The following is a 25,317-nucleotide window of genomic DNA, read 5'->3' as shown; positions in this document are numbered from 1 at the left end:
GGGCCTCGGGGTGTGCGGTTGGGGCTGGCTCATCGCGGCATCAGCGGCTTGAGCCAACGGGCCTCGGCCTTGTGGAAGAGGCCGACCAGGGTGAGCGTCATCAGGAAGTAGAAGATCGCGGCGGTGATGAAGGCCTCGAACGGAATGTAGTAGGTCGAATTGATGCCTCGGGCCACGCCGGTGAGGTCCATCAACGTCACCACGCTGGCCAGCGAGGTGCCGTGCAGCATGAAGATGGCCTCGTTGCTGTAGGCCGGCAGCGCGCGACGCAGGGCGGCGGGCAGCACGATGCGGCGCAGCATCACCCAGCGGCTCATGCCCAGCGACTTCGCGGCCTCGATCTCGCCATAGGGCAGGGCGCGGATCGAGCCGGCGATGATCTCGGTCGTGTAGGCGCAGGTGTTGAGCACGAAGGTCAGGCAGGCGCAAAACCAGGCCGAGCTGAACAGCGGCCACAGGGCGCTCTGCTGCATCCACTCGAACTGACCCAGCCCGTAATAGATCAGGAACAGCTGCACCAGCATCGGCGTGCCGCGGAACACATAGGTGTAGAGCCAGATCGTGCGGGACAGCCACTTGATCGGCAGCGTGCGCAGCACCGCCAGCGGAATGGCCAGGGCCAGGCCGATCAGCAGCGAGATCAGCAGCAGTTCGAGCGTGGTCTGCGCGCCCTGGAGGTAGCGCGGGAAATTCTCGACGATGGCGTCCAGGTTCATGGGCGGGCGAATCGATTCGGGACGAGGAGGACCGCGCGGGCGGCGGCGCACGCGTGGCGACGCAGGGCCGGCAGTGCAGCCGACAGGGCGGTGACCGGTGCGGCGAATGGGGTTGCGATGGGCATGGTCGACGGCCTCACAGCGACTGTCGGCGCACGCCGACGGACAGGCGACGCTGGAGCTGATCGAACAGCAGCTCGGACACGGTGGTGAAGCCGAGGTAGATCAGCGCGACGGTGAGATAGAAGATGAAGGGTTCGCGGGTGGCGCCGGCGGCTTGGGCGCCGCGGGTCATCAGGTCATGCAGGCCGATCACCGACACGATGGCGGTGCTCTTGATCAGCACCAGCCAGTTGTTGGACAGGCCGGGCAGTGCATGGCGGAACATCTGGGGGAAGGTGATGCGCCAGGCAATCTGGCGGGCGCTCATGCCGTAGGCCAGGCCGGCTTCGCGCTGACCGGGCGGGATGGCGAGGAAGGCGCCGCGAAAGGCTTCGGTCAGATAGGCGCCGAAGATGAAGCCGATGGTGAGCACCCCGGCGAGGAACGGATTGATGTCGATCGGTTCGGCACCGAGCGACTCGGCGATGGCATTCACGGCCACCTGCCCGCCGAAGAAGATCAGCAGCATCAGCACCAGATCGGGCACGCCGCGGATCAGTGTGGTGTAGATCGTGGCGATCCATTTGGCGGGGCGCCAGGACGACAGCTTGGCCATCGCCCCGGCGAGGCCCAGCAGCATGGCCAGCGCCATCGAACTCAGCGCCACCGCCAAGGTCAACAGCGAGCCCTGCAGCAGGCTGGGCAGGAATCCATGAAGGTTCATTGAACGACCTAAAAATGCGCCACCGCAGCGCGCATTGCGAGAGAGAAGTCAAGCGAGACCCTACCAGCCAGCGCAGGCCCTCATCTGAACGGGAAGCACCGCGACCCGCCACCACCCCCCACAAGGAAGGAGAAGCGCGCAGCGCGCCCATCAAGCGGAGACCATGGACCGGCTCTGCCGGTCCATCGGTCTCGCCCCCTTGAGGGGGCCGGCGCAGCCGGTAGGGGGTGGTCTTACTTGACCGAGATGTCGTATTGGAAGTACTTGTCGTTGAGCTTCTTGAAGGTGCCGTTGGCCTTGACCGCGGCAATCGCGTCATTGAACTTCTTGGCCAGGGTCTTGTCGTCCGCCTTGCGCAGGCCGACGCCGACACCGACGCCGAAGTACTTCGGATCGTTGTACTCCGGGCCCACCAGTTCGAAGCCCTTGCCCGCGGGCGTCTTCAGGAAGCCCAGGTCAGCGGCCACCATGTCCGACAGGGTCAGTTCGACCCGGCCCGACTTCAGGTCCAGGAAGGCCTGGTCCTGGGTGGCGTAGCGCACGATCTCGCTTTGCTTGAAGGTTGCATCGACGAACTTCTCGTGGATGGTGGCGCGCTGCACGCCGATCTTCTTGCCCTTCAAGCCGGCGGGGCTGAAGTCGAACTTGGCGCCGGCCTTGGCGGCAAAGCGCGCCGGCACGGTGTAGTAGGGCGACGAGAACGCGATCACCTTCTGGCGCTCATCGGTGATGGACATCGAGGCAATGATCGCGTCGATCTTGCGCGACTGCAGGGCCGGGATCAGGCCGTCGAAGTCTTGCTGGACCAGGGTGCATTCGGCCTTGAGCTCGGCGCACAGGGCGTTGGCCAGGTCGATCTCGAAGCCCTTGAGCTTGCCGTCGGCTCCGACTTCGGAGAAGGGCGGATAGGCGCCTTCGACACCGATGCGGATCTTCTTCCAGTCCGGGGACTGGGCATGCGCGCCGGCGGTGGCCAGCAGGGCGCAGACCGTCAGGGCAGCGCGGGCGATCAGTTGACGTCGTTGCATGAAGATTCCTTGTTCCTTGGGGTTGGCAGGATTCGTTGTGATGTGGATCCGATCGGATCCGACGCTCGATTGTTGCAATGCCGCACGCTTGGCGACCTAAGGGTTATAGAGAGTGCAAGAACGCTTGGACCGCCGCAGCGGTGGACACCGGGTCCTCCTCCTGCGGGACATGGCCCAGCGCCGGAAACAGCTGGACACGGCTGTGGGGCAGCGCCTGATGGAAGGTGTCGGCGGCAGCCGGCGGAATCAGGCGGTCCTGGCCGCCCCACAGGATCAGCGTCGGGGCCTGGATACCAGGCAACTGATCGACGTGCAGACCCGGCACGCGCTGCGACAAGCGTTGCGCCAACGCCTCACGGTTGCCTTCGCGCAGGGTCAATTCGAAATAGCGGTCGACCAGCGCGGCACTGACCTTGGACGGATCGCCATAGACCGCCCGCACCCCGCGGTCCACCAGCGGCCGCGGCAGGAACACGCCCGCCAGCGACTGCACCAGGCGCCAGCCGGGAAACCGGACACCCGCGGGGACGGCGGGGTGGGGAAGGTCCAATCCATCGGCATCCACCAGGATCAGCGCGCGGACCTGATCCGGATACCGTGCGGCGTATTGCCAGGCAAAGCTGCCGCCCATGGAATTCCCGCCGAGCACCACTTGGCGCAGGCCCAGATGGGCCAGCAGCGTGTGCAGGAACTCGAGGTATCGATCGTCGCTGTAGTCGCCGGTGACGGCCGGGCCGGTGAGGCCGAAGCCGGGCAGGTCCAGGGTGATCACGCGACGGCTGGCGCCGAGCGTCTTCACCCAGCCTTCCCAGGTGTGCAGGCTGGCGGCGGTGCCGTGCAGCAGCACCAGCGGCACGGTGTCGGTTTTCGGGCCTTCGTCGCGCAGGTGAACGAGCTGAAGCCGACCGTCGGGCAGCTTCAGCTCGATGAAGTCGGACGGGGGCGGGCCCCATCGGGCGACCAGGCTCTCCAGCGAGCGGTCCGGGGCGCGGAAAGCCATGGCCAGAATCGCCGAGGCCAGGACGGCGAAGCCGAACAGCTTCATCAGCCGCGCACCAAAGGAGGGGCGGTCACTCACGGTTCACAGGCCTGGCCGAGGCCTCGTCGGACAGCGGCGCGATGGGCGCCGGACTTGCGCCAGGCCGCCGGGACACGGCGCCCGGAGCGACCGGTCGCCCTGCGGCGGCGGTCATCGCACCGGGGTGCGGACGCCGTGCGGCGGCGTTCATGCCGCCTTGGGGGCCAGTGCGGCCGCCAGGCCCAGGGCATCGTCAGCGCCTTCGGTGCTTGACGGCGCCAGCGCCGGATCGACCGCGCGACGCTCGTCAAAGACGAAGCAGTCGCCGTGATAGTGCGCGCCGCCGACTTCCTCGAAGTACTTCAGGATGCCGCCTTCCAATTGGTAGACCGGGCCGTCCAGGTCTTGCTGCGCCAGGAACAGCGCCGCCTTTTCACAGCGGATGCCGCCGGTGCAGTAGCTGACGATGGTCTTGCCGGCCAGCTCGGCTCGGTGCGCCCGCACCGCGTCGGGAAACTCGCTGAATTTGGTGATGCGCCAGTCGATCGCGTCATCGAACGCGCCGACATCCACTTCGAACGCATTGCGGGTGTCCAGCGTCACCACCGGGCGGCCGTCGTCGTCATGGCCCTGGTCCAGCCAGCGCTTGAGGGTGGCGGCCGGCAGGGCGGGCGCGCGCGGCGCCTGGTCCGGCCGAATGGTGGGATGGTTCATGCGGATGATCTCCGGCTTGACCTTCACCAGCAGCTTGCGGAAGGGCACCGTGTCGCTCCAGCTTTCCTTGGGCGCGAGCGCAGCAAAGCGCGGATCCTCGCGCAGCGCGTCGACCCAGGCCCGCACATCGGCGGCGGCCCCGGCCAGGAAGAGGTTGATGCCTTCTTCGGCGATCAGCACCGTGCCCTTGAGGCCCAGCGCCTGGGCGCGGGACTGCAGCAGGTCTCGCAACACCTGCGGCGCCTCGATGGCGACGAACAGGTAGCAGGAGATGTTGAGGATGGGCGGCCGGGGCTGGTTCACGACGGGATCACACGAAAGTCGCGCGGCAGGGTGGGCGGACAAGCCGCCGGCGCCCCGCCGCACGCGTCAGAAAACCGAGGATTGTAGGGCGATGGGCGGACGCCGGGCGGCAGGTGACGGGCGGTTTCCGCAGCTGTCGCCGGCGGCCTTCAGGCGCCTGGGGTCAGGTCCGGCGCGCTCATTGGCGCTGGACGGCGGAGGGCGTTCGCTCCAGCTTCACATCGGTCGGCTTGATCCGCATCGGCGCGCTGGCACTGCAGATCTCGGTGTGCTCCGGGCTGTGCACGAACCAGCCGCCGCGGTGGCGACGCGCCTCCAGCAGCTCCTGCCAGGTCGGGGTGTCGGTGCGAAGCACCTGCAGCGACGGGCGCTGGTCCGGCGGCAGCGCCGCGGCCAAGGCCACCCGCTCGATCACCACCCGCTGCTCCGGCTTGTCATAGAACCCCATGCGGGCGCCGCCGCGGGGCAGGGCGGCGAGAAACTCCATGCCTTTGAGCACCCGGCCGACGACGGTGATGTTGAGATCCAGCCCGCGCGGCGCATGGCCGATGACCGCATACAGCTCCGCCCCGGTGCTGGAGTCCACCGCGTTGCCGCGACCGGCGCCGACAGTCGCATAGCAATGCGCCAGCCAGGCGCGGTTGGCCTTGGGCTCGGCGGCGACCGGGAAGCCGTCAACATGGCCGGTGCGCGGCGCCCAGCCGTCGATGTCCGGCAGCACGGTCAGCGGCAGGCCCTTGAGCGGGATCGAGAACTCCGCCGGCACCTGCGTCGTGGCGCCGGCCGGGAAGGGCTTGCCCTGGCCCTTGAGGCCGGTGTCCTCGTCGTCGGCCTTGGGGTCGCCCCATTGGGTCACATAGTTGTCCTGGACCCGGAGGATGGCCAGGCCGTCGTAGTAGCCGCCGCGCGCCAGGGCACGGATGTTGTCCACATGGCGCGGTGCGAAGCGGGGCGCGAGTTCGATGAGCACCTCGCCCTGCGGCAGCGTCATCAGCAGCAGGTTCTCCGGGGCCACATCGCGCCAGGCGCTGGCCGGGGCGGTGGCAATGATGTCGGCGCTGGTGGGCGGCTGACGAGCCGGCGCCGCGCTGGCGGCCTGCTGGGCGGTGGCGGCGCGGGCGGCCTTGGCCGGGGCGGCGGGCTTGGCGGCCGCGGGCGCGGTCGCGGCCGTGGAAGCATCGGCGGCGATCGACAGCAGCGGCGCGCTCAGCGCCAGGACGGCCAGCAGGGGCAAGGTCTTCATCCATCCGCTCCGGGAGTGTTCGATGGGGATGCAGCATAGCGTCCGGTGGACGCCCGCCGAGCGCCATCGACCCCTTCCGAATGGCGGGCGCCCCCGGGCGACTCCCTACAATCCCGGGATGGCTTTCGTTCATCTCCGCATTCACACCGAGTTCTCTGTCGTCGACGGCACCCTGCGCATCGACGACGCCGCCAAGGCCGCCGCTAAGGACGGCCAGGTCGCCCTGGGCCTGACCGATCTGGCCAACATGTTTGGCGGGGTGAAGTTCTACAACGCCTGTCGCAAGAAGGGCGTCAAGCCGATCCTGGGTGCGGAGGTCTGGGTGGAGCCCGACACCAGCGACAAGCCGCCCAGCCGCGTGCTGCTGCTGGTGCAGAGCAGCCAGGGTTATCTCAACCTGAGCGAGCTGCTGTCGCGGGCCTGGATCCAGAACGTGCAGCGCAACCAGGCGCTGCTCAAGCTGGAATGGATGCAGGAGCTCAACGACGGCCTGATCTGTCTGGGCGGCATGCAGTTCGGCCCGATCGGACAGGCCCTGGTGGCCGGCGACCAGGCCCGCGCGCTGGACTGGGCCCGCCGGCTGGGCGCCATCTATCCGAACCGCTTCTACATTGAGCTGCAGCGCGCCGGTCTGCCCGGGCAGGAGGCGCTGGTGCGCCAGCTGGTGCCGCTGGCGGCCAAGGCCGGGTTGCCGGTGGTGGCGACCCATCCGATCCAGTTCCTGAGCGAGGACGATTACGAGGCCCATGAGGCCCGGGTCTGCGTCGCCGACGGTGAAACGCTGGCCAATCCCAAGCGCATCAAGCGTTTCCTGCCCAGCCAGCATTACAAGACGCAGGCGGAGATGGAGCGGCTGTTCGCCGACATTCCGAGCGCGATTGCCAACACCGTCGAGATCGCCCGGCGTTGCAGCCTGACGCTGGTGCTGGGCAAGCCGCAACTGCCCAACTTCCCCACGCCGATCCAGGCCGACGGCACGCCGCTGCCGATGGAGCAGTACTTCCGCCAGCTGTCCTACGAGGGTCTGGAAGACCGCCTGCGGCTGCTGTTCCCTGACCCGGCCAAGCGCGACGCGGTGCGGCCGCGGTATGTCGAGCGGCTGGAGTTCGAGCTCGAGACCATCATCAAGATGGGCTTCCCGGGCTACTTCCTGATCGTGGGTGACTTCATCCGCTGGGCGAAGAACAACGGCTGTCCGGTCGGCCCGGGACGGGGCTCGGGCGCCGGTTCGCTGGTGGCCTATGTGCTGTTGATCACCGACCTGGACCCGCTGCAGTACAACCTGCTGTTCGAGCGCTTCCTGAATCCGGAGCGGGTGTCGATGCCTGACTTCGACATCGACTTCTGCCAGGGCAACCGCGACCGGGTCATCGAGTATGTGAAGGACAAGTACGGCCGCCCGGCCGTCAGCCAGATCGCGACCTTCGGCACCATGGCCGCCAAGGCGGCGCTGCGCGACATCGGCCGGGTGCTGGGCATGGGCTTCGGCCAGGTGGATTCCATCGCCAAGCTGATTCCGGCGCCACCGGGCAAGACGGTGACGCTGGCGCCGGTGCCCGCCGAGCCCGACGGCGGCATCATCTACGCCCGCAAGGAAGCGCCCGAGCTGGAGGAGCGCGAGAAGGCCGACGAGGAAATCGCCGAGCTGCTCAAGCTCGCCACCCGCGTTGAAGGCATGGTGCGCAACATCGGCATGCATGCCGGGGGTGTGCTGATCGCGCCGGGCAAGATCACCGACTTCTGTCCGCAGTACCAGCAGCCGGGTTCGACCTCCGCGGTCAGCCAGTACGACAAGGACGACGTGGAGGCCATCGGCCTGGTGAAGTTCGACTTCCTGGGTCTGGCCACGCTGACCATCCTCGAGCTGGCCAAGGACTTCATCATTGCGCGGCATCCGGCGCAGAAGGACTTCTCCTTCGAAACGATTCCGCTGGCCGATGCCAAGGTCTACAAGCTGTTCTCCGACGGGTTGACCGAGTCGGTGTTCCAGTTTGAATCCACCGGCATGCAGAAGATGCTGAAGGAGGCCAAGCCCTCCCGCCTGGAAGACCTGATCGCGCTGAACGCGTTGTACCGGCCGGGCCCGATGGACCTGATCCCGACCTTCGTCGCGCGCAAGCACGGCAAGGAAGTGGTGGAGTATCCGCATCCGCTGACCGAGCCGGTGCTGTCCGAGACCTACGGGATCATGGTCTACCAGGAACAGGTGATGCAGACCGCCCAGGTGCTGGGCGGCTACAGCCTCGGTGGTGCGGACATGCTGCGCCGCGCCATGGGCAAGAAGAAGCCCGAGGAGATGGCCAAGCACCGGCTGATCTTCCGCGAAGGCGCGGCACAGAAGGGCATCAACGAGGCCAAGGCGGACGAGGTCTTCGACCTGATGGAGAAGTTCGCGGGCTACGGCTTCAACAAGTCGCATGCCGCCGCGTACTCGCTGCTGGCCTATCACACGGCCTGGCTGAAGGTGCATTTCACGGCGGAGTTCTTCGCCGCGAACATGACCATCGAAATGGACGACACCGACAAGCTCAAGGTGTTGCTCAACGATGCCAAGCTGTTCGGCATCACCTTCCAGCCGCCCAATGTGAACCTGGGCGTCTACCGCTTCGAGCCGATCAACAACAAGCTGATCAACTACGGCCTGGGCGCCATCAAGGGCACCGGCCAGGGCGCGATCGAGGCCATCGTGCGGGCCCGCACCGAGGGCGGTCCGTTCAAGAGCTTCTTCGACTTCTGTGCCCGGGTGGACCGCAAGGCGGTCAACAAGCGGGTGGTGGAAGCGCTGATCAAGGCGGGCGGGTTCGACGAACTGGAAGCCGACCGTGCCCGGCTGCTGGCCAGCGTCGCGCTCGGCTACACCTATGCGGACAACCTGGCGCAGAACGTCAACCAGGGCGGCCTGTTCGACTTCGACGACACCCATGGCTCCTCCACGGCGGAGCCCGACCTGGTGCAGGTCGATCCCTGGGGCATCAAGGAGCGGCTGAGCCTGGAGAAGACGGCGATCGGCTTCTACCTGTCCGGGCACCTCTTCGATGAATCCGAACCGGAGCTGCGCAAGATGGTCAAGCGCCGCATCGTCGATCTGCAGGACAGCCGGGAGCCGGTGGTGGTGGCGGGCATCGTCAGCGACCTCCGGGTGATCAACGGGCAGCGCGGCCGCGTGGGCATCTTCAAGCTGGACGACAAGACCGATGCGATCGAGGCGGTCGCCAACGACGAGCTGCTCACCACCCACAAGGAGCTGCTGGTCGAGGACGAGCTGATCATCGCCATCGGCAAGGTGCAGAACGATCGCTTCTCCGGAGGCCTGCGGATGAACATCCAGCAGGTCTTCGGCCTGCCGGCGGCGCGGGCGCGCTTCGGCCGCTTCCTGCGCACCGCACCCAACCTGCCGGCGGCTTCGGTGCTGGAACTGATCAAGAACTGGCCGGCCAAGCGGGTCGAGACCGATCAGGGCGTGGTCAGCCAAGGGCTCGAACTGCGCATCCCGATCAAGCGGGATGGCGCTGTGGCCGAGCTCGGCCTTGGGGGCGCGGGGAAGTTCTGGCCCAGCGACGAGGCTTTGCAGAAGCTCGCGCCGGCTGAGATCGTCTACGACTCAGGCGGTTGAGCGCGTCGGCGTGGGCGTCTGCTTCGGCTTCGGCGTTGCGCGCTCGTATCGGCGTCTCACGCTGGCGCGACGTTCGAGGCACCGAGCAAGGCCAGCCAAGCCCGCGGCCCGCTTCGCTCAGGCGCTCCGCATTCGCTCCGCGGGCCGCGGGCTTGGCTGTCCCGAGACGTTGTTGGTTGTGGACGTTGCACGATGGCCTCGGTCTGCAAACGGCCAAGGCCTGACCCCGATCACCTCGGTGATTCGAGCGTGAGCTGCCGGCCCGCCTGGGAGTGAATGCGAAGCGCCTGAACGGACAGGCGGGCCGGCAGCTCGCGCTCACGCGCTGACCGTCGCACCGGGCGATGGGGTCAGGAGGTGCTGCGCCGCACGCACCGAGCAAGGCCGGCCAAGCCCGCGGCCCGCTTCGCTCAGACGCTCCGCATTCGCTCCGCGGGCCGCGGGCTTGGCCGTCCCGAGACGCTGTTGGCTGTGGACCTTGCACGATGGCCTCGGTCTGCAAAGGGCCAAGGCCTGACCCCGATCACCTCGGTGATTCGAGCGTGAGCTGCCGGCCCGCCTGGGAGTGAATGCGGAGCGCCTGAACGGACAGGCGGGCCGGCAGCTCGCGCTCACGCGCTGACCGTCGCACCGGGCGATGGGGTCAGGAGGTGCTGCGCCGCACGCACCGAGCAAGGCCGGCCAAGCCTGCGGCCCGCTTCGCTCAGACGCTCCGCATTCGCTCTGCGGGCCGCGGGCTTGGCCGTCCCGAGACGCTGTCGGCAGTAGACATTCCACGATGGCCTTGGTCTGCAAATGGCCAAGGCCTGACCCCGATCACCTCGGTGATTCGAGCGTGAGCTGCCGGCCCGCCTGGGAGTGAATGCGGAGCGCCTGAACGGACAGGCGGGCCGGCAGCTCGCGCTCACGCGCTGACCGTCGCACCGGGCGATGGGGTCATGAGGTGCTGCGCCGCACGCACCGAGCAAGGCCGGCCAAGCCCGCAGCCCGCTTCGCTCAGACGCTCCGCATTCGCTCCGCGGGCCGCGGGCTTGGCCGTCCCGAGACGCTGTCGGCTGTGGACCTTGCACGATGGCCTTGGTCTGCAAATGGCCAAGGCCTGACCCCGATCACCTCGGTGATTCGAGCGTGAGCTGCCGGCCCGCCTGGGAGTGAATGCGGAGCGCCTGAACGGACAGGCGGGCCGGCAGCTCGCGCTCACGCGCTGACCGTCGCACCGGGCGATGGGGTCAGGAGGTGCTGCGCTACACGCACCGAGCAAGGCCAGCCCAGCGGGAGACGATGTTGGATGAGTCCGGTCGCGCAAGTGATTCGCCCCCCACGCTGCTCCGACGCCCCCTTGTGTCAAGCATCAGGGTAGACCCTTAGGAGGGCGGTCCATCACCTTCGCTCAAGAGATCCGACAGGACCCGCGCTCATCAAGACGCCCCCCCGTGTGTGGTGCAGAAGTCTCGTTCGGTCTCAGACTTTTGCTGATCTTGGCTCAGGGTGAGCGATCTCGGATGGCTCGGAAACATCGCCCTCAGTATGATTCAGTTGCAAACCAAAAAACGTTAAATATCACGAGGGAGGCGCCATGACGCAACCAAAGGACCTGCACGCAAACGACGCCAGTGCGATGCTTGACCCCCAACGTCCAACACCGCGTGGACGCCGCTTGTCCGGCGCGCCGATGATGATGGCGCTGGAACCCCGGTTGATGTTTGACGCCTCGGTGGCGGCGGTCGGCGTGGTGGTGGATGCCGCCCATGCGACTGCTGCGACCGATGCAACCCATGCCGCTGCGGACCTGGCCCAGGCCGACCGCACCGCCGCCGTCACGGCCGCCGCTGCCGCTGCAGCACCAGCTGAACCTGCTCGCCATGAGGTGGTGTTCATCGACAGCCTGGTCGCCAACGGCCAGGCACTCGCCCAGGCGATGCCGGCGGGCGTGGAGGTGGTGTTCCTGGAGGCCAACAAGGACGGCTTCGTCCAGATGGCGGGCTACCTGTCCGGCCGGCACGACATCGATTCGATTTCCTTGATCTCCCACGGCAGCACCGGCGCGGTCAAGGCCGGCAGTGTCTGGCTGACCAGCGACACCCTGGCCGCCCATGCCGACGCGCTCCGCGCCATTGGCAGCACGCTGTCGCCCGATGGCGATCTCATGCTGTATGGCTGCAAGACAGGCGCCGGCAATGAGGGCCAGGCCTTGCTCGCTCAGGTGGCCGCATTGACCGGCGCCGATGTGGCGGGCTCGTCGGACAACACGGGCGGCACCGCTGCCGGCGGCAACTGGGCGCTGGAGCGCGTGGTGGGCCAGATCGAGACGGCAGCGCTGTCCGGCCCGACGTTCAGCGGCTACAGCGGCCTGCTGGCCGGTCCGACCTCGCAACTCTTCGATACCGTCATCCTGGATGGCTCAGGGTACAGCTACGTGCCAACGGGCCAGTCGAGCACCTTCGAAGGCTGGACCTTCTCGGTGCTAGACCGCACGGGCTCGATCGATCCGGGCGGCCAGATGGCCTACACCAACGATGCGAGCACCACGGGTCTGGCCAACAACAACAACGACAAGGCGTTGGTCTTCCAGGGAAGCTTCGAAGGCACGACCGGTCAAGCCGCCGCGTCGTTGAAGTCGGCCACCACCGACAAGTTCCGTTTCGTATCCATCACGGTGGAGTCCTTCATCAGCAGCGGTAACGACTACGTGCTGGTGGGTTATCTGAATGGCGTGGAAGTCTCAGGCGCCCGGCAGACCTTCACCGGCGGCGACAATCTGAGCGGTGGCACCATCGTCAGCGTGTCGGGCAACGCGTGGAATTACCTGGATGAAATCCGCATCATGCGCGGCAGCGGACAGACCGAAATCTCGCTGTCGGTGGACGATCTCATGATTGCTGCACCGGTCGCTCCCAACGCCGCGCCCATGATCAGCAGCATCAATGGCGACAGCGTGACCTATGTGGAGAAGGGCCCGACGGTCGTCCTCGACGCTGGCGCCAATGCGGTGGTGACCGATACCGACAACACCAACTTCGACGGCGGCCTGCTCAGCGTGAACATCATCACCAACCGTTCGACGACGTATGACGCGCTGGTGGTGGTGAACCAGGGCACGGGTGCCGGTCAGATCGGCGTGAGCGGCAGCAGCGTCACCTTTGGCGGCATGACCTTCGCAACCTTCACCGGCGGCACGGGGAACAACAGCCTGGACTTCTCGCTGAACAGCTTTGCCACGCCGACTGCGGTGCAGGCCTTGATTCGCACCATCGGCTTCAGCAACAGCGATCCGAGCGATCCGGTCACCGCAACGCGCACCATCTCCTGGAGCCTCACCGACGGCAGTGGCGGCACCTCGACCACCTACACCTCGCAGTTGCAGTTCAACGCCGTCAACGACGCGCCCACGCTGACCGGCACCGGCCGTTCGCCCACCTTCACCGAAGGCGGCAGCCGCGCCGACTTGTTCAATTTCAGCGCCGTGAGCACGGTGGAACAATCGCAGCGGTTCACCACGTTCGGTGTGCAGCTTTCCGGGGTGAGCGATGGTTCGAGCGAGTCGCTGTCCATCGACGGCTCGATCATCTCGCTCTACAACGGCAACGTGTTGGGCGCCACCGCCAACAACGGCTTGCAGGTCTCGGTCAGCGTGTCCGGCGGCGTGGCCAACGTGACCGTGTCCTCGGGTGCACTGCTGACCAATGCGGCGACCCTGTCGATCCTGAACGGCATCAGCTACAGCAACAGCAGCGACAACCCGACCGCTGGCCCCCGCGTGGCGTCGATCTCCTACCTGCGAGACAACGGCGGCACGGCCAACGGCGGCGCCGACACCGCCTTCGGACTGCAAAGCACCACCGTGACGGTGGCAGCGGTGAACGACGCGCCGATCCTGACGACCTCGGGCGGCTCGGCGAGCTTTGTCGCCGGGGACAACACCAGCTCGACCCCCGTGCGGATCGACGGTGGGTTGACCGTCTCCGATGTCGACAGCACCACGATAAGTTCCGCCACGGTGAGCATCACCAACGGGTTCAGCGCGGGGCAGGATCAGCTCAACTTCGTCAACGACAACTCGGCGCTCTACGGCAACGTCACCGCCAGCTTCAATGCCGGTACCGGGGTGATGACGCTGAGCTCGTCCGGCGCCACGGCCACGCTGGCCCAATGGCAGGCCGCGCTGCGGCAGGTCTACTACGCCAACTCCGCGGTTTCGCCCAACGCGACGACCCGCACCATCAGCTTCCTGGTCAACGACGGCACCGACAACAGCCTGATTGCCACCCGCAATGTGACGGTCACGCCGGTCGATCAGACGCCGCTCATCGACGCCGGCACCGGCACGGGCAGCTACACCGAGGGCGACCCGCAGGTGGCCGTGGCGCCGGCGCTGTCGGTGTCCGACCTGGACAACGCCACGCTGTCCTCGGCCTCGGTGGCCATCACTGGCAATTTGCGCGCCAGCGAAGACCTGCTGGGCTTCATCAACGACAGCTCGGCGACCTACGGCAACATCGTTGGCGTCTACAACGCCAGCACCGGGGTGCTGACACTGTCGTCGGCCGGCAGTACCGCGACCGTCGCCCACTGGCAGGCCGCGCTGCGATCGGTTTACTACGTCAACACGTCCAACACCCCGGAAGTGTCGGTGCGCACCCTGTCGTTCCAGGTGAATGACGGCCAGAAGACCAGCGCCACCACGACCCGCGACCTGCAGGTGTCCTCGCTCAACAACGTGCCGGGCGTGGTCACCAGCGGCGGCAGTGCCGCCTTCGTCGAAGGCAACAACACCGCCAGCACGCCGGTGGTCATCGATGCGGGTCTGACGCTGAACGATCCGGACAACCCGACGCTGGCCAGCGCCTCGGTGGCGATCACCGGCAACTTCCGCGCGGGTGAGGACCTGCTGAGCTTCATCAACGCCAGTGCCATCCAGTACGGCAACATCATCGCGACCTATGACGCCAGCACCGGCGTGCTCTCGTTGAGCTCCGCCGGCGCCACCGCCACCCTGGCGCAATGGCAGGCGGCGCTGCGTTCGGTCACCTACGGCAACAGCAGCGAATCGCCCGACGGCGCGATCCGCACGGTCAGCATCACTGTCAATGACGGCGTGGCTGACAGCCTCGCCGCCAACCGCGACGTCACCGTCACCGCGGTGAACGACACCCCGGTGCTCGCCGGTGGCGGTGGCACGGTGAATTTCGTCGAGCTCGACAATGCCCCGGCCTTGCCGGTGAACGTCGGCGCCGGCCTGACCGTCAGCGACCTGGACAGCGCCGGACTGGCGAGCGCGGTGGTGGCCATCACCGGTAATTTCCAGAGCGGTCAAGACCTGCTGGGCTTTGCCAACACCGATCCGAGCGTCTTCGGCAACATCGCCGGCAGCTTCGATCCCGGCACCGGCGTGCTCAGCCTGAGCTCCGCCGGCAACACCGCCACCGCCGCACAGTGGCAAGCCGCACTGCAGTCGATCGTCTACCTCAACAGCTCGGAAGCGCCCAACACCGCGACCCGGGTGATCAGTGTGACGGTCAACGACGGCCAGATCGACAGCAACACGGTGACGCGCTCGATCAGCATCACCAGCACCAACGACACGCCGCTGCAAGCCGTGCCGCCCGCGCAGCAGATGTACCGCGATGCCTCGCTGGTGTTCGGCCTGGCCCAGGGCAATCCGATCCTCGTTGCCGACATGGATGCGGGCACCGGCCTGATGCAGGTGACGCTCACCGCCAGCCAGGGCACGCTGAGCCTGTCCGGCACCAGCGGTCTGAGCTTCTCGGTCGGCACCGGCACCGGCGATGCCACCATGACCTTCCAGGGCAACCTGGCCGATGTGAATGCGGCGCTCAATGGTCTGCGCTTTGCCCCGACTGCCGGATTCGTCGGCTCGGCCAGCCTGCAGGTGAGCACCGACGATCTGGGCAACTCCGGGGGGCCGGCCCGCACCGTGACCGATGTGATCGCGGTGACGGTGGACCGGACGAATCCGGTCGTCTCGCTGGTCAGCACCAATCTGCCGGATGGCGGCTACAAGGTCGGCGACACCATCACCACCACCGTCCGCTTCGACCAGGTGGTCACGGTGGACACCACCGGCGGCACGCCGACCCTGCTGCTGGAAACCGGCGCCGTGGACCGTCAGGCGGTCTATGTCTCGGGCTCCGGCACCGACACGCTGACCTTCTCGTATGTGGTGCAGGCCGGTGATGTGAGCGCGCGGCTGGACTATGCCTCGAGCGCCGCCCTGACCCTCAACGGCGGGACCGTGCGCGGTGCCAGCCAATTCGACGCGCTGTTGGGCCTGCCCGCGCCGGGCGGCGCCAATGCCTTGTCCGGCAGCCATGCGCTGCAGGTGGACGGCGTGGTGCCGACCATCAGCCGGGTGGATCTGCCAGCGGCGGGCACCTATGTCGCCGGTCAGACGCTCGACTTCACCGTGCATTTCACCGAGTCGCTGACGGTGGACGCCAGCGCCGGCGCGCCGCGCCTGTCGGTCACGCTGGACGACGGCAGCACCGCCTTCGCCAACTATGTGTCGGGTTCCGGCTCGACCGCGCTGGTGTTCCGTCTCACCGTGGCCAGCGGCCAGCAGGATGCCAACGGCATCGCGCTGGGCGCGTTGCTGGACGCCAACGGCGCCCGACTGCGCGATGCGGTGGGCAACGAGGCGGCGCGCACGCTCAGCGGCGTGCCGGATGCCAGCACGGTGCGCATCGACGCGGTCACGCCGGTCGTCGACCGCGTGGCCCTGGCCGACGGCAGCTTCCCGCTGACCGGCTCGGCGAGCTACCTGGTGACCTTCTCCGAGAACGTCCGTGGTGTCGATGCATCCGACTTCGCGCTCCTCCTCACCGACCAGGCCACCGGCGAGATCCTGTCGGTGGTCCAGGTCGATGGCCGGACCTACCGCGTCGAGGTGGGCGGCCTGGGGGGCGACGGCAGCGTGCAGTTGCAGCTGAAGTCCGCCGGCAACGGCATCACCGACCTGGCCGGCAATGCTTTGTCCGCGGGTGCTGACAGCGCTGCCTTCTCGCTGGTGCCGCCGCCGCCGCCGCTGGTGACGTCGCTGCCGGCATCGCTGGTGCCGCTGGTGCCGCAGACGCCCGTCAGCATCGACCTGCCCTGGTCCGCACCGATCACCTTCAACACCGGCCCCGTGCTCGGTCAGACGGATTTGCCCACGCTCACGCCGGTGCAGCGGGCCAACACCGGCTCGGCGACGGACCTCCCGGTGATGGGGCTGCAGCCGTTGCTCGGTGAACCGCTGACCGGCATCAGCCTCGCGCTGGCGAACGACGCTCCGCCGCCGGTGCAGCGTCCGTACATCGAGCTGGGCAACAGCAGCAGCCGGGGTCTGCAGGCGACGCCGTCGCTCGGCGGCTACGCGGCGGAGGCCGGACGACCGCTCAACATCTCGCTGCCGTTCTCGATGTTCACCCACAGCGACAAGGATGCGCAGGTGACCGTGGATGTGCGGCTGGCCAATGGTCGTCCGCTGCCGGCCTGGCTGCGTTTCGATCCGGTCACCGGCACGCTGGTCGGCAATCCGCCGGCGGGGCTCAATCAACGCATCGTCATCGATGTGATTGCGATGGATGCGAAGGGCAACCGGGCGGTCTCGCGGATCGAGATCAATGTCGGTCCCGCCGCCCGCTCGGGCGCCCAGTGGGAGCCGCAGGAGGGCGAGGCCACGCGGGCCGTGGCGGCAGCTCCGGCGACGCGCGACGATGCCTGGCTGGCCATCGCTGCCGCGCAGGCGCGCTCGGCCGACGCGGACCTCACGACCGCACCGGCCTCGCCGGCGCCGGTCGGTCGGTCCGGCTTGTCGGCCCAGTTCGATCAACACGGCGCAGGCGCCCGTCAGGCAGAGCGCAGCACCTTGCTGCAGCACCTGCAGCGCGCCGTCGCCAAGGTGGTGTGAGGCCCGAGCCGTCGCTGGTCCCGCGCGGGATGGCGTCGTCCGACAGGACCGACACCATCGGCGCGACCGCGGCACGGGTTTTCGATGTGATCCGGTGATCCAAGAAGAGTATTCAGGAGGAGTTTTTCAATGAAGCGTTTCCAACCCCGACACACCCGGCTGATGGCCGCCCTGGCCGCGGTGATGGCCGTTGGTCTGACCGGTTGCGCAGTCAGTCCGCAGGCCTTGACCGCGCAGGAGCGCCAGGAGGTGGTCAAGGCGGACCGCGTGCTGCTCACCCAGCAGCAGGAGCCGGTGCAAGGGCCGGTGTCGCTGGAAGAGGCGATGGCCCGGGCCATCAAGTACAACCTGGACCACCGCATCAAGCTGATGGAAGCGGCGGTGTCGCAGCGCCAGCTCGACCTGAGCCGCACCGACCTGCTGCCCAAGCTGGCCCTGTCGGCCGGCTACAACTGGCGTGACAACGAACTGGCTTCGTCGTCGTTGAGCGTGCTGAGCGGCCGTCAATCGCTGGAGCCGTCCACCTCCACCGACCGCGAGCGCAGCAGCGCCGACCTGACCCTGAGCTGGAATGTGCTGGATTTCGGCGTCAGCTATTTCACCGCGCGCCAACAGGCCGACCGGGTGCTGGTGGCGGAAGAGCGCCGCCGCAAGGTGCTGCATCTGTTGATGCAGCAGACCGCGCTGGCCTATTGGCAAGCGGTGGGCGCGCAGCGTCTGGAAGGCAAGATCGATCCGGTGCTGCAGCTCTCCCGCCAGGCGCTGGAGGATTCGCGCAAGGTCGAGATCGAGAAGCTGCGGTCGCCGCTGGAAGCGCTGAACTATCAGCGCCAACTGCTGGACATCGTGCGCCAGCTCGAAGCGGTGCGCGATGAGTTGTCTCAGGCCAAGCCGCGGCTGGCCTCGATCATGAACCTCGAGCCGGGCCAGAGCTTTACCGTGGCGGTGCCGGGGGCGATGCAGGCCCCGCGCATCAGCCTGCCGGCCGCCGGCATGGAAGAGGCCGCGCTGCTGCGCCGGCCGGAGCTGGTCGAGGCGCAATACAACGAGCGCATCGGCATCCTGGAAACCCGCAAGGCGCTGGCGCGTCTGCTGCCGGGTCTGGAGATCAGCGTCGGCGGTCACTACGACAGCAACAGCTTCCTGGTGAACCGCCAGTGGGGCGATGCGGGTCTGCGGGTGGGCTGGAACCTGATGAATGTGCTGAACGCCAGCAACATCCGTGGCCTGGCCCAGGCCCAGCTCGATGTGGTGCGCCAGCAGCGTCTGGCGCTCAACATGGCCGTGCTGACCCAAGTGCATGTGGCGCGGCTGGACTATCAGGGGCGCCTCAAGCAGTTCGAATTGGTGGAGCAGATGAACACCGTCGAACAGCGCATCCTGACCTACACCCGCAATGCGGCCAATGCCAACAGCCAGGGCAAGCTGGAGGAGATTCGCGCGTCCGCGGCCGCGATGATGTCCGAGCTGCGGCTCTACCAGAGCTACGGCGCGCTGCAGGGCGCCTATGGCCAACTGATCGCCACCATGGGGCTGGATCCGCTGCCGCAATCGGTGCCGGCTCATGACCTGAAGAGCCTGGGCGAGGCGGTGCGCGCCTCCGAGCAGAACTGGACCAAGACGATGAATCCCGAGGGCGGTGCATGACGAGACGGGTGGGGCGACTGCTGCCGGTGATGGGCCTGCTCATCAGCCTGGGCGCGGTCGCGCAGACGACCAACCCGGCCGCCGACAAGGACGGCCGGATCCGCGCCCAACTGGCGGCGCGCAATGCGGTGACGGTGGCGTCGGAGATCCCGGGTCGGGTGGCCTCGCTGCGCCTGCGCGAAGGCGATGCCTTCCGCGCCGGCGAACAGCTGGTGGGGCTGGACTGCTCGCTCTATCAAAGCCAGGTCCGCAAGGCCGAGGCCGCAACCGAAGCGACCAGCGCGGTGGTGCAGTCCAACCAGCGCATGGCGGAGCTCAACTCCATCGGCCGGCTGGAAGTGGAACAGGCCCAGGCGCGTCTGAAGGAAGCCCAGGCGGAACTGTCCGGCGCGAAGCTGCTGGTGAGCCGCTGCGGCATCAACGCGCCCTTCAGCGGACGGGTGGCGCGGCGGCATGTGGCGGCCCATCAGTATGTGAATGCCGGCAATCCCCTGCTGGACATCGTGGAGACCGGTCAGCTGGAAGTGCAACTGATCGTCCCCTCCAAATGGCTGGCCTGGCTCAAGCCGGGCGTGAGCTTCCAGGTGGATGTCGAGGAACTCGGCAAGCGCTATCCGGCCAAGGTGCAACGGCTGGGCGCGCAGATCGATCCGGTGAGCCAGACGGTGGCCGTGTTCGGCGTGATGGACGGCAGCCAGCCGGGCCTGCTGCCGGGCATGAGCGGCTGGGCCGTGTTTGCGCAGCGGCCGTGATCGGCGGGTGGGTCGATGAACGCGGTTGAACGAGCGACCCCGCTGGTCAGCCTGCTGCAATTGCAGCGGCGGGCGCGGGAAGCGGCGACGGTGCAGTCGCTGGGTTTCGTGATCGTCAACGAGACGCTGCAGCTGGCACCGTATCGCCAGGCCGCGCTGTGGACCGCGTCCGGCCTCGGTCAGGTGGCGGCGGTGTCCGGTCCGCCGGAGCCCGATCCGCAAGCGCCGTATGTGCAGTGGCTGACGCTGCTGTGCCGCCATCTGATGCGCGAAGCCGTGCCGGCCGGCGAGGTCGCCGTGGCCGCCTTGCCTGAGTTGGTGCGGGCCGATTGGGACCATTGGCTGCCGGCGCACGCGCTGTGGCTGCCGATGGGCCGCGATGCGCAGCCCGCCGATGCCGGCTTGCTGCTGGCGCGTGATGACCCGTGGACCGCCCATGAAATTGCCTTGCTGCAGGAATTGGTGCATGCCTACGGCCATGCGCTGCAGGGCTTTCATCCGCAGAAGTCCTGGCGCGAGCGGCTGTGGCGGCCCTGGAAGCAAGGCAAGCTGCGGCGCTGGGTGCTGGCCGGTCTGGTGCTCGGCGGCCTGTGCCCCGTGCGGCTGACCGTGCTGGCGCCGGCGGAAGTGGTCCCGCAGGATCCCTTCATGGTTCGCGCGCCGCTGGAGGGGGTGATCGACCGTTTCGATGTGCGTCCCAATCAAGCGGTGCAGCCCGGCACGCCACTGTTCAGCCTGGACACGACCGCGCTGCGGGCTCGCATGGAGGTCGCCCGCAAGGCGGTCGACACCGCGCAGGAGGAATATCGCCAGTCCGCCCAGGCCGCGGTGACCAACGACAAGAACCGGGCCGACGTCGCCTTGCGGCGCGGCAAGGTGCAGGAGAAAGTCGTCGAGCTGGACTACACCGCCGAGCAATTGGCCCGGGTGCAGGTGAAGTCCGATCGCGCCGGCATCGCGGTTTTCGCCGATGCCAACGACTGGCTGGGCAAAGCGGTCAACCTCGGCGAACGGGTGCTGCTGGTGGCCGATCCGGCCAAGGTGGAGCTGGTGGCCTGGGTGCCCGCCGCAGACCTGCTGCCGATGGCGGCCGGCGATGTGCTGACGCTTTATCCGCAAGGCGCGCCGCTGAAGTCGTATGAGGCCAAGGTGCAGAGCGTGGCCTACCGCGCTGAAGTGACGCGCGAGGGCTTTCTGGCCTATCGGGTGAAGGCGGTCTTTGACGCGGGCCAGGCGGCGCCGCGCATCGGGCAGTTGGGCACCGCCCGGCTGCACGGCGGCTGGGCGCCGCTGGTGTATGTGGCGCTGCGGCGGCCGCTGGCTGTCGCACGGCAGTGGCTGGGCTGGTGATGTGGCCCGCGCTGCGACAGGACCTGGCCCTGCATCCCGGCCCGGAGGCGACCGATGGCTCGCCCACCTGGACCCTGCATGATCCGGCCAGCAATCGGTTCTTCTCGCTGAGCTGGCCGGCCTTCGAGCTGCTGTCGCGCTGGTCGCTGGGCTCGATGCAGGGCCTGATCGATGCGGTGCATCGGGAGACCACGCTCGACGTGACCCCGGATGATGTGGAAGGCCTGGTGTCCATGCTGCAGGCCAATCACCTGCTGGTGGCCAGCCGGGTCGCCGACACCGAGCGCCTGGCGCGGCAGGCGCAGGCGATGCGCTTGTCACCGATGCAATGGTTGCTGAAGCACTATCTGTTCTTCCGCGTGCCGGTGTTGCAGCCGATGCGCTGGCTGCAGCGCATGAGCCGCTGGGTGCGCTGGGCGTATCAGCCGTCGTTCTGGGTGCTGACGGCGGGCCTGTCGCTGCTGGGGCTGGTGCTGGCGGCGCGTCGCTGGGATGAGTTCACCCACACGCTGACGACCTATGCGAACTGGCAAGGCCTGTTGGCCATCGGCCTGGCGCTCAGCGGCGCCAAGCTGCTGCATGAGCTGGGGCATGCGTTCACGGCGACCCATTTCGGCTGCCGCGTGCCCACGATGGGCGTGGCCTTTCTGGTGATGTGGCCGGTGCTCTACACCGACACCAACGAGGCCTGGAAGCTCACCTCGCGACGACAGCGGCTGTTGATCGGCGGGGCCGGGATGATGAGCGAGATGGCGCTGGCCTCGGTGGCGCTGCTGGCCTGGAGCCTGCTGCCGGACACGCCGGGCTGGGCGCCGATCCGCTCCGGTGCCTTCCTGCTGGCCACCACCACCTGGCTGCTGACGGTGACGATCAACGCCAGTCCGTTCATGCGCTTTGACGGCTACTTCCTGCTCTCCGATGCGGTCAACATGCCCAACCTGCATGAGCGGGCCTTCGCGATCGGTCGCTGGTGGCTGCGGGAGCGACTGTTCGGCTGGGGCGATCCGGCGCCGGAGCGTGTCGATCCCCGGCGCGAGCGGGCGCTGGTGGCCTTCGCTTTCGCCACCTGGCTGTATCGGCTGGTGCTGTTCTTCGGCATTGCACTGCTGGTCTATCACGCCTTTTTCAAGGCGCTGGGCCTGGTGCTGCTGGCGGTGGAACTGGGCTGGTTCATCGCGCGGCCGATCTGGCGGGAGATGTCGGCCTGGCGCCAGCGCGGTCGCTGGGCCTGGAACCGTGCCACGCGGCGAACCCTGCTGATCCTGGGCGGCGGCGTGCTGGTGCTGGTGTGGCCCTGGGCGGAGTCGATCCGTGCGCCGGCGGTGCTGGCGCCGCTGCAGGTGCAGACCGTCGCGGCCGCATATGCCTCGCAGGTGGTCGGCGAGGTGCCGAGGGAAGGGCAGGCGGTGAAGGCCGGTGAGGTGCTGCTGCGTCTGCGCTCACCCGACCTGGACATGCGGCTGCAGCAGGCCGAGCTGCAGGAGCAGCAACTGCAATGGCAGCTCAGCCAGCAGCCGTTCGACGAGAAGCTGCGAGAAGCCGGACCGGCCCTGCGCAAGCAATGGGAAGCGTCGGTGGCGGCGGTCCAGGGCCTGCGGGAGCAGCGCGATCAACTGGCGGTGCGCGCCCCCTTCAATGGCACGCTGGCCGAAGTGCCGGAGGATCTCCACCGCAATGCCTGGACGGCCCCGGGCGAGCGACTGCTGACGATCGCGGGCGGGCGGGGCAGCCGTGTCGATGCCTATGTGGACGAAGCGGCCCTGGACATGTTGCGTGTCGGCGAGACCGGGCGATTCGTGCCGGCGGCGCTGGAGAAGGCGGGCCGCGCCTGTCGGCTGACGCGCGTGGATCCGGTCCAGGTCGCGACGCTGGATCAACCCGCGGCGGCGGATCTGTACGGCGGCGGTGTGGCCGTTCAACGCCGACCGGAGGACGGCAAGCTCGTGCCGCTTCGCCCGACCTTCCATGTGCGGCTGGAAGGCTGTGAGGACAAGGACAGCAGCGCCGCACCGGTGCGGGAAGTGCCCGGGACGGTGCATCTGCAAGGTGAGCGCATGCCCTGGGTGGGGCGCGCGGTGCGCTGGGCTGCGGCGCTGTGGCAGCGCGAGGCCTCGCTGTAGGACAGCACTGCGCCGCAGCGGCAGCGGCAGTGGCAGTGGCGGTGGCGGTGGCGGTGGCGGTGGCAGCAGCAGCAGCAGCGGCTGGCTCATCGCCGCCTCATTGAAATCGTCGGCGTTGGACGGTCTTGCCCCAGCCTACAACCCGGCCAACCATTGCAGGAACGCGGCCCGCCGTGGCTCCGGCATCGGCTCGATCTGCAAGAGCGCGCGGCGCACCAGCGAGGCGCGTGCAAAGTCGCCGCGTTCGCCGGGCAGGCCTTGGCGAGCGGGCTGATCCGGCGGCAGCGGGCTGCCCCAGACCTTGGCCACATCGCTGCAACGCACCCAGGCCACGCCGTCGAGATGGCGCACCGCCACCGGCACGCCGTGGAAGGCATGCCAGCGTCCGCTTTCCCCGGCCCACAGCCGTTCCCGCCACCACCGCTTGAAGACCGAGGCGGCCTCGATCAGAGGCATCGGCAGGATCACCGCCGCCAGCACGATGCCCATGGCGATGGTGGGGATGCTGAGCAGCCCGGCGCCGTTGAGGAACAGCCACCGGAGCAGCGAGAAGAATGCCAGCACCAGGCTGATGCGAACCAGCAGTTTGACCAGCAGGCGGGGCGACATCGACAGGCTTTCTGAAGGCGGATGGATCCCGGCGATTGTGCCCCCGTCGGCATCCGGACTTTTGCCACATGTCGCCGTTGCCAGCGGCGTGGATCCCCCATTTGACGGGGCAGTTTGCTGGATCGAAACGGCGGCTCGGGCGTAAGCTCGGAGCCCATGGATGCGCAGCCCAAGACCGGCCTGATCCTCACCGGAGGCGGCGCCCGCGCGGCCTACCAGGTGGGCGTGCTGGCGGCGATCGCGCAATTGCGCCGTGATGCCTGCGCCACCGGGGACAACCCGTTCAAGGTGATCTCCGGCACGTCCGCCGGCGCGATCAATGCCGCCACGCTGGCCTGCCAGGCGGACGACTTCTGCTCGGCGGTCGACGGGCTGATGTACATCTGGCAGAACATCCATGTGGACCAGGTCTACACCGCCGATGCCTTCGGCGTGATCCGCACCGGCGCACGTTGGCTGACGATGATGAGCCTGGGCTGGGCGGTGGCCCGCTGGCGTCGCACGCGTCCGCGCAGCCTGCTGGACAACGCGCCGCTGCGTGGCCTGCTGTCCCAATGGATCCAGATGGACCGGCTGGACGACATGCTGGCCCAGGGTCATCTCGATGCCCTGGCGGTGACCGGCTCCAGCTACACCTCGGGCCATCACGTCACCTTCTACCAATCGCATCAGGCCTACGACCCCTGGGTGCGCACCCAGCGACTGGCGGTGCAGACGCCGCGCTTGAGCGTGGAGCACCTGGTCGCGTCGTCGGCGATTCCGTTCATCTTTCCGTCCGAGCCGTTGTCGCTGAACGGCACGGTGGAATGGTTCGGCGACGGCTCGATGCGGCAGACCGCGCCGATCTCTCCGGCCGTTCATCTTGGCGCGGAGAAGGTGCTGATCATCGGCGCCGGTCGCATGCATGAATCGGGCGGGGAGGGCGCCAGCAGCCCGATGCCGCAGGGCCATCCCAGCCTGGCGCAGATTGCGGGCCATGCGCTGTCCAACATCTTCCTGGATGCGCTGGCGGTGGACATCGAGCGGATGCAACGCATCAACAACACCTTGTCGCTGCTCTCGGGCGAAGCGCTGCGCAACACCCCGCTGCGGCCGATCGAGGCCCTGGTCATTGCCCCCAGCCGGCCGCTGGACTCGCTGGCCGCTGAACGCCAGGGCGCGCTGCCGCCGGCGATCCGGGCGCTGCTGCGCAGCGTGGGCGTTTCAGGCGAGGGCGCCAATGCCAGCGGATCGGCCCTGGTCAGCTATCTGCTGTTCGAGCCGGAGTACACCAGCGAGCTGATCACCCTGGGCATGGCCGATACCCTGGCACGCCGCAGCGACATCCAGCGCTTCTTCGGCTGGCCGGCGCAGGCGCCGCAGATCGATCCGGCGATGATGCGCAAGCGCGCCGGCGGCTTTGCGCTGCAGGTGCCGCCCAATCCGCCCGGGCCGCCGCGATTGGTGGCGTGATGAACGCGGAAGGCTTC

General features: G+C 67.9%; 14 protein-coding genes. 7 read left to right on the top strand and 7 right to left on the bottom strand.

The genetic code is table 11. The features are described 5' to 3' along the window. Positions 1–29: 29 nt before the first annotated feature. The 6 genes from N4261_RS16770 to N4261_RS16745 all read right to left on the bottom strand — a co-directional run bounded on the left by N4261_RS16770 (position 30) and on the right by N4261_RS16745 (position 5,848). Complete coding sequence (locus N4261_RS16770; protein WP_261756423.1) at positions 30–716, bottom strand: ABC transporter permease; 687 nt, start codon at positions 714–716, stop codon at positions 30–32. 136 nt (positions 717–852) lie between these two features. Continuing rightward, complete coding sequence (locus tag N4261_RS16765) at positions 853–1,542, bottom strand: ABC transporter permease (RefSeq protein WP_261756422.1); 690 nt, start codon at positions 1,540–1,542, stop codon at positions 853–855. 233 nt (positions 1,543–1,775) lie between these two features. After that, positions 1,776–2,570 carry an ABC transporter substrate-binding protein gene (locus N4261_RS16760; RefSeq protein WP_261756421.1) on the bottom strand — a complete coding sequence of 265 codons (795 nt, stop codon included), beginning with the start codon at positions 2,568–2,570 and terminating at the stop codon, positions 1,776–1,778. 103 nt (positions 2,571–2,673) lie between these two features. Continuing rightward, entirely contained in the window at positions 2,674–3,648 is a 975-nt protein-coding gene (locus tag N4261_RS16755) for an alpha/beta fold hydrolase (protein ID WP_261756420.1), read from the bottom strand. Between the two features lie 147 nt (positions 3,649–3,795). After that, positions 3,796–4,605, bottom strand: coding sequence for a sulfurtransferase (locus tag N4261_RS16750; RefSeq protein ID WP_261756419.1), 810 nt, complete (start codon positions 4,603–4,605; stop codon positions 3,796–3,798). Positions 4,606–4,783: 178 nt separating this feature from the next. Continuing rightward, entirely contained in the window at positions 4,784–5,848 is a 1,065-nt protein-coding gene (locus tag N4261_RS16745) for a peptidylprolyl isomerase (protein WP_261756418.1), read from the bottom strand. Positions 5,849–5,966: 118 nt separating this feature from the next. Here N4261_RS16745 and dnaE point away from each other — a divergent pair, with 118 nt between their 5' ends. From dnaE to N4261_RS16715, 6 genes are all read left to right on the top strand, one after another. Then, a complete protein-coding gene (dnaE, locus tag N4261_RS16740) occupies positions 5,967–9,461 on the top strand; it encodes a DNA polymerase III subunit alpha (RefSeq protein ID WP_261756417.1) in 3,495 nt (1,164 codons plus the stop codon). Between the two features lie 1,576 nt (positions 9,462–11,037). Beyond that, positions 11,038–17,370, top strand: a complete 6,333-nt coding sequence (locus tag N4261_RS16735; RefSeq protein ID WP_261756416.1) for a DUF4347 domain-containing protein — start codon at positions 11,038–11,040, stop codon at positions 17,368–17,370. A 129-nt stretch (positions 17,371–17,499) separates the two neighbouring features. Continuing rightward, positions 17,500–19,017 carry a TolC family protein gene (locus tag N4261_RS16730; protein WP_261756415.1) on the top strand — a complete coding sequence of 506 codons (1,518 nt, stop codon included), beginning with the start codon at positions 17,500–17,502 and terminating at the stop codon, positions 19,015–19,017. Beyond that, on the top strand, positions 19,014–19,769 hold the full coding sequence (locus tag N4261_RS16725; protein ID WP_261756414.1) for an efflux RND transporter periplasmic adaptor subunit: 756 nt from the start codon (positions 19,014–19,016) through the stop codon (positions 19,767–19,769). Before N4261_RS16730 ends, N4261_RS16725 begins: the two co-directional genes overlap by 4 nt. 15 nt (positions 19,770–19,784) lie before the next feature. Further along, positions 19,785–21,119 carry an efflux RND transporter periplasmic adaptor subunit gene (locus tag N4261_RS16720; RefSeq protein WP_261756413.1) on the top strand — a complete coding sequence of 445 codons (1,335 nt, stop codon included), beginning with the start codon at positions 19,785–19,787 and terminating at the stop codon, positions 21,117–21,119. Further along, complete coding sequence (locus N4261_RS16715; RefSeq protein ID WP_261756412.1) at positions 21,119–23,239, top strand: biotin/lipoyl-binding protein; 2,121 nt, start codon at positions 21,119–21,121, stop codon at positions 23,237–23,239. Before N4261_RS16720 ends, N4261_RS16715 begins: the two co-directional genes overlap by 1 nt. 135 nt (positions 23,240–23,374) lie before the next feature. On the opposite strand, the gene N4261_RS16710 is transcribed toward N4261_RS16715, so the two are convergent. Next, complete coding sequence (locus N4261_RS16710) at positions 23,375–23,848, bottom strand: hypothetical protein (protein WP_261756411.1); 474 nt, start codon at positions 23,846–23,848, stop codon at positions 23,375–23,377. 156 nt (positions 23,849–24,004) lie between these two features. Here N4261_RS16710 and N4261_RS16705 point away from each other — a divergent pair, with 156 nt between their 5' ends. Beyond that, the gene (locus tag N4261_RS16705) at positions 24,005–25,300 is read left to right on the top strand and encodes a patatin-like phospholipase family protein (RefSeq protein ID WP_261756410.1); all 1,296 of its coding nucleotides are present in this window, start codon (positions 24,005–24,007) and stop codon (positions 25,298–25,300) included. The last annotated feature ends 17 nt before the right edge of the window (positions 25,301–25,317 follow it).

This window comes from Roseateles amylovorans, assembly GCF_025398155.2.
Classification (GTDB): Bacteria; Pseudomonadota; Gammaproteobacteria; order Burkholderiales; family Burkholderiaceae_C; genus Roseateles; species Roseateles amylovorans.
Note: the sequence above shows the minus strand (reverse complement) of the source record. Positions and strands in the feature narration are given on the sequence as shown.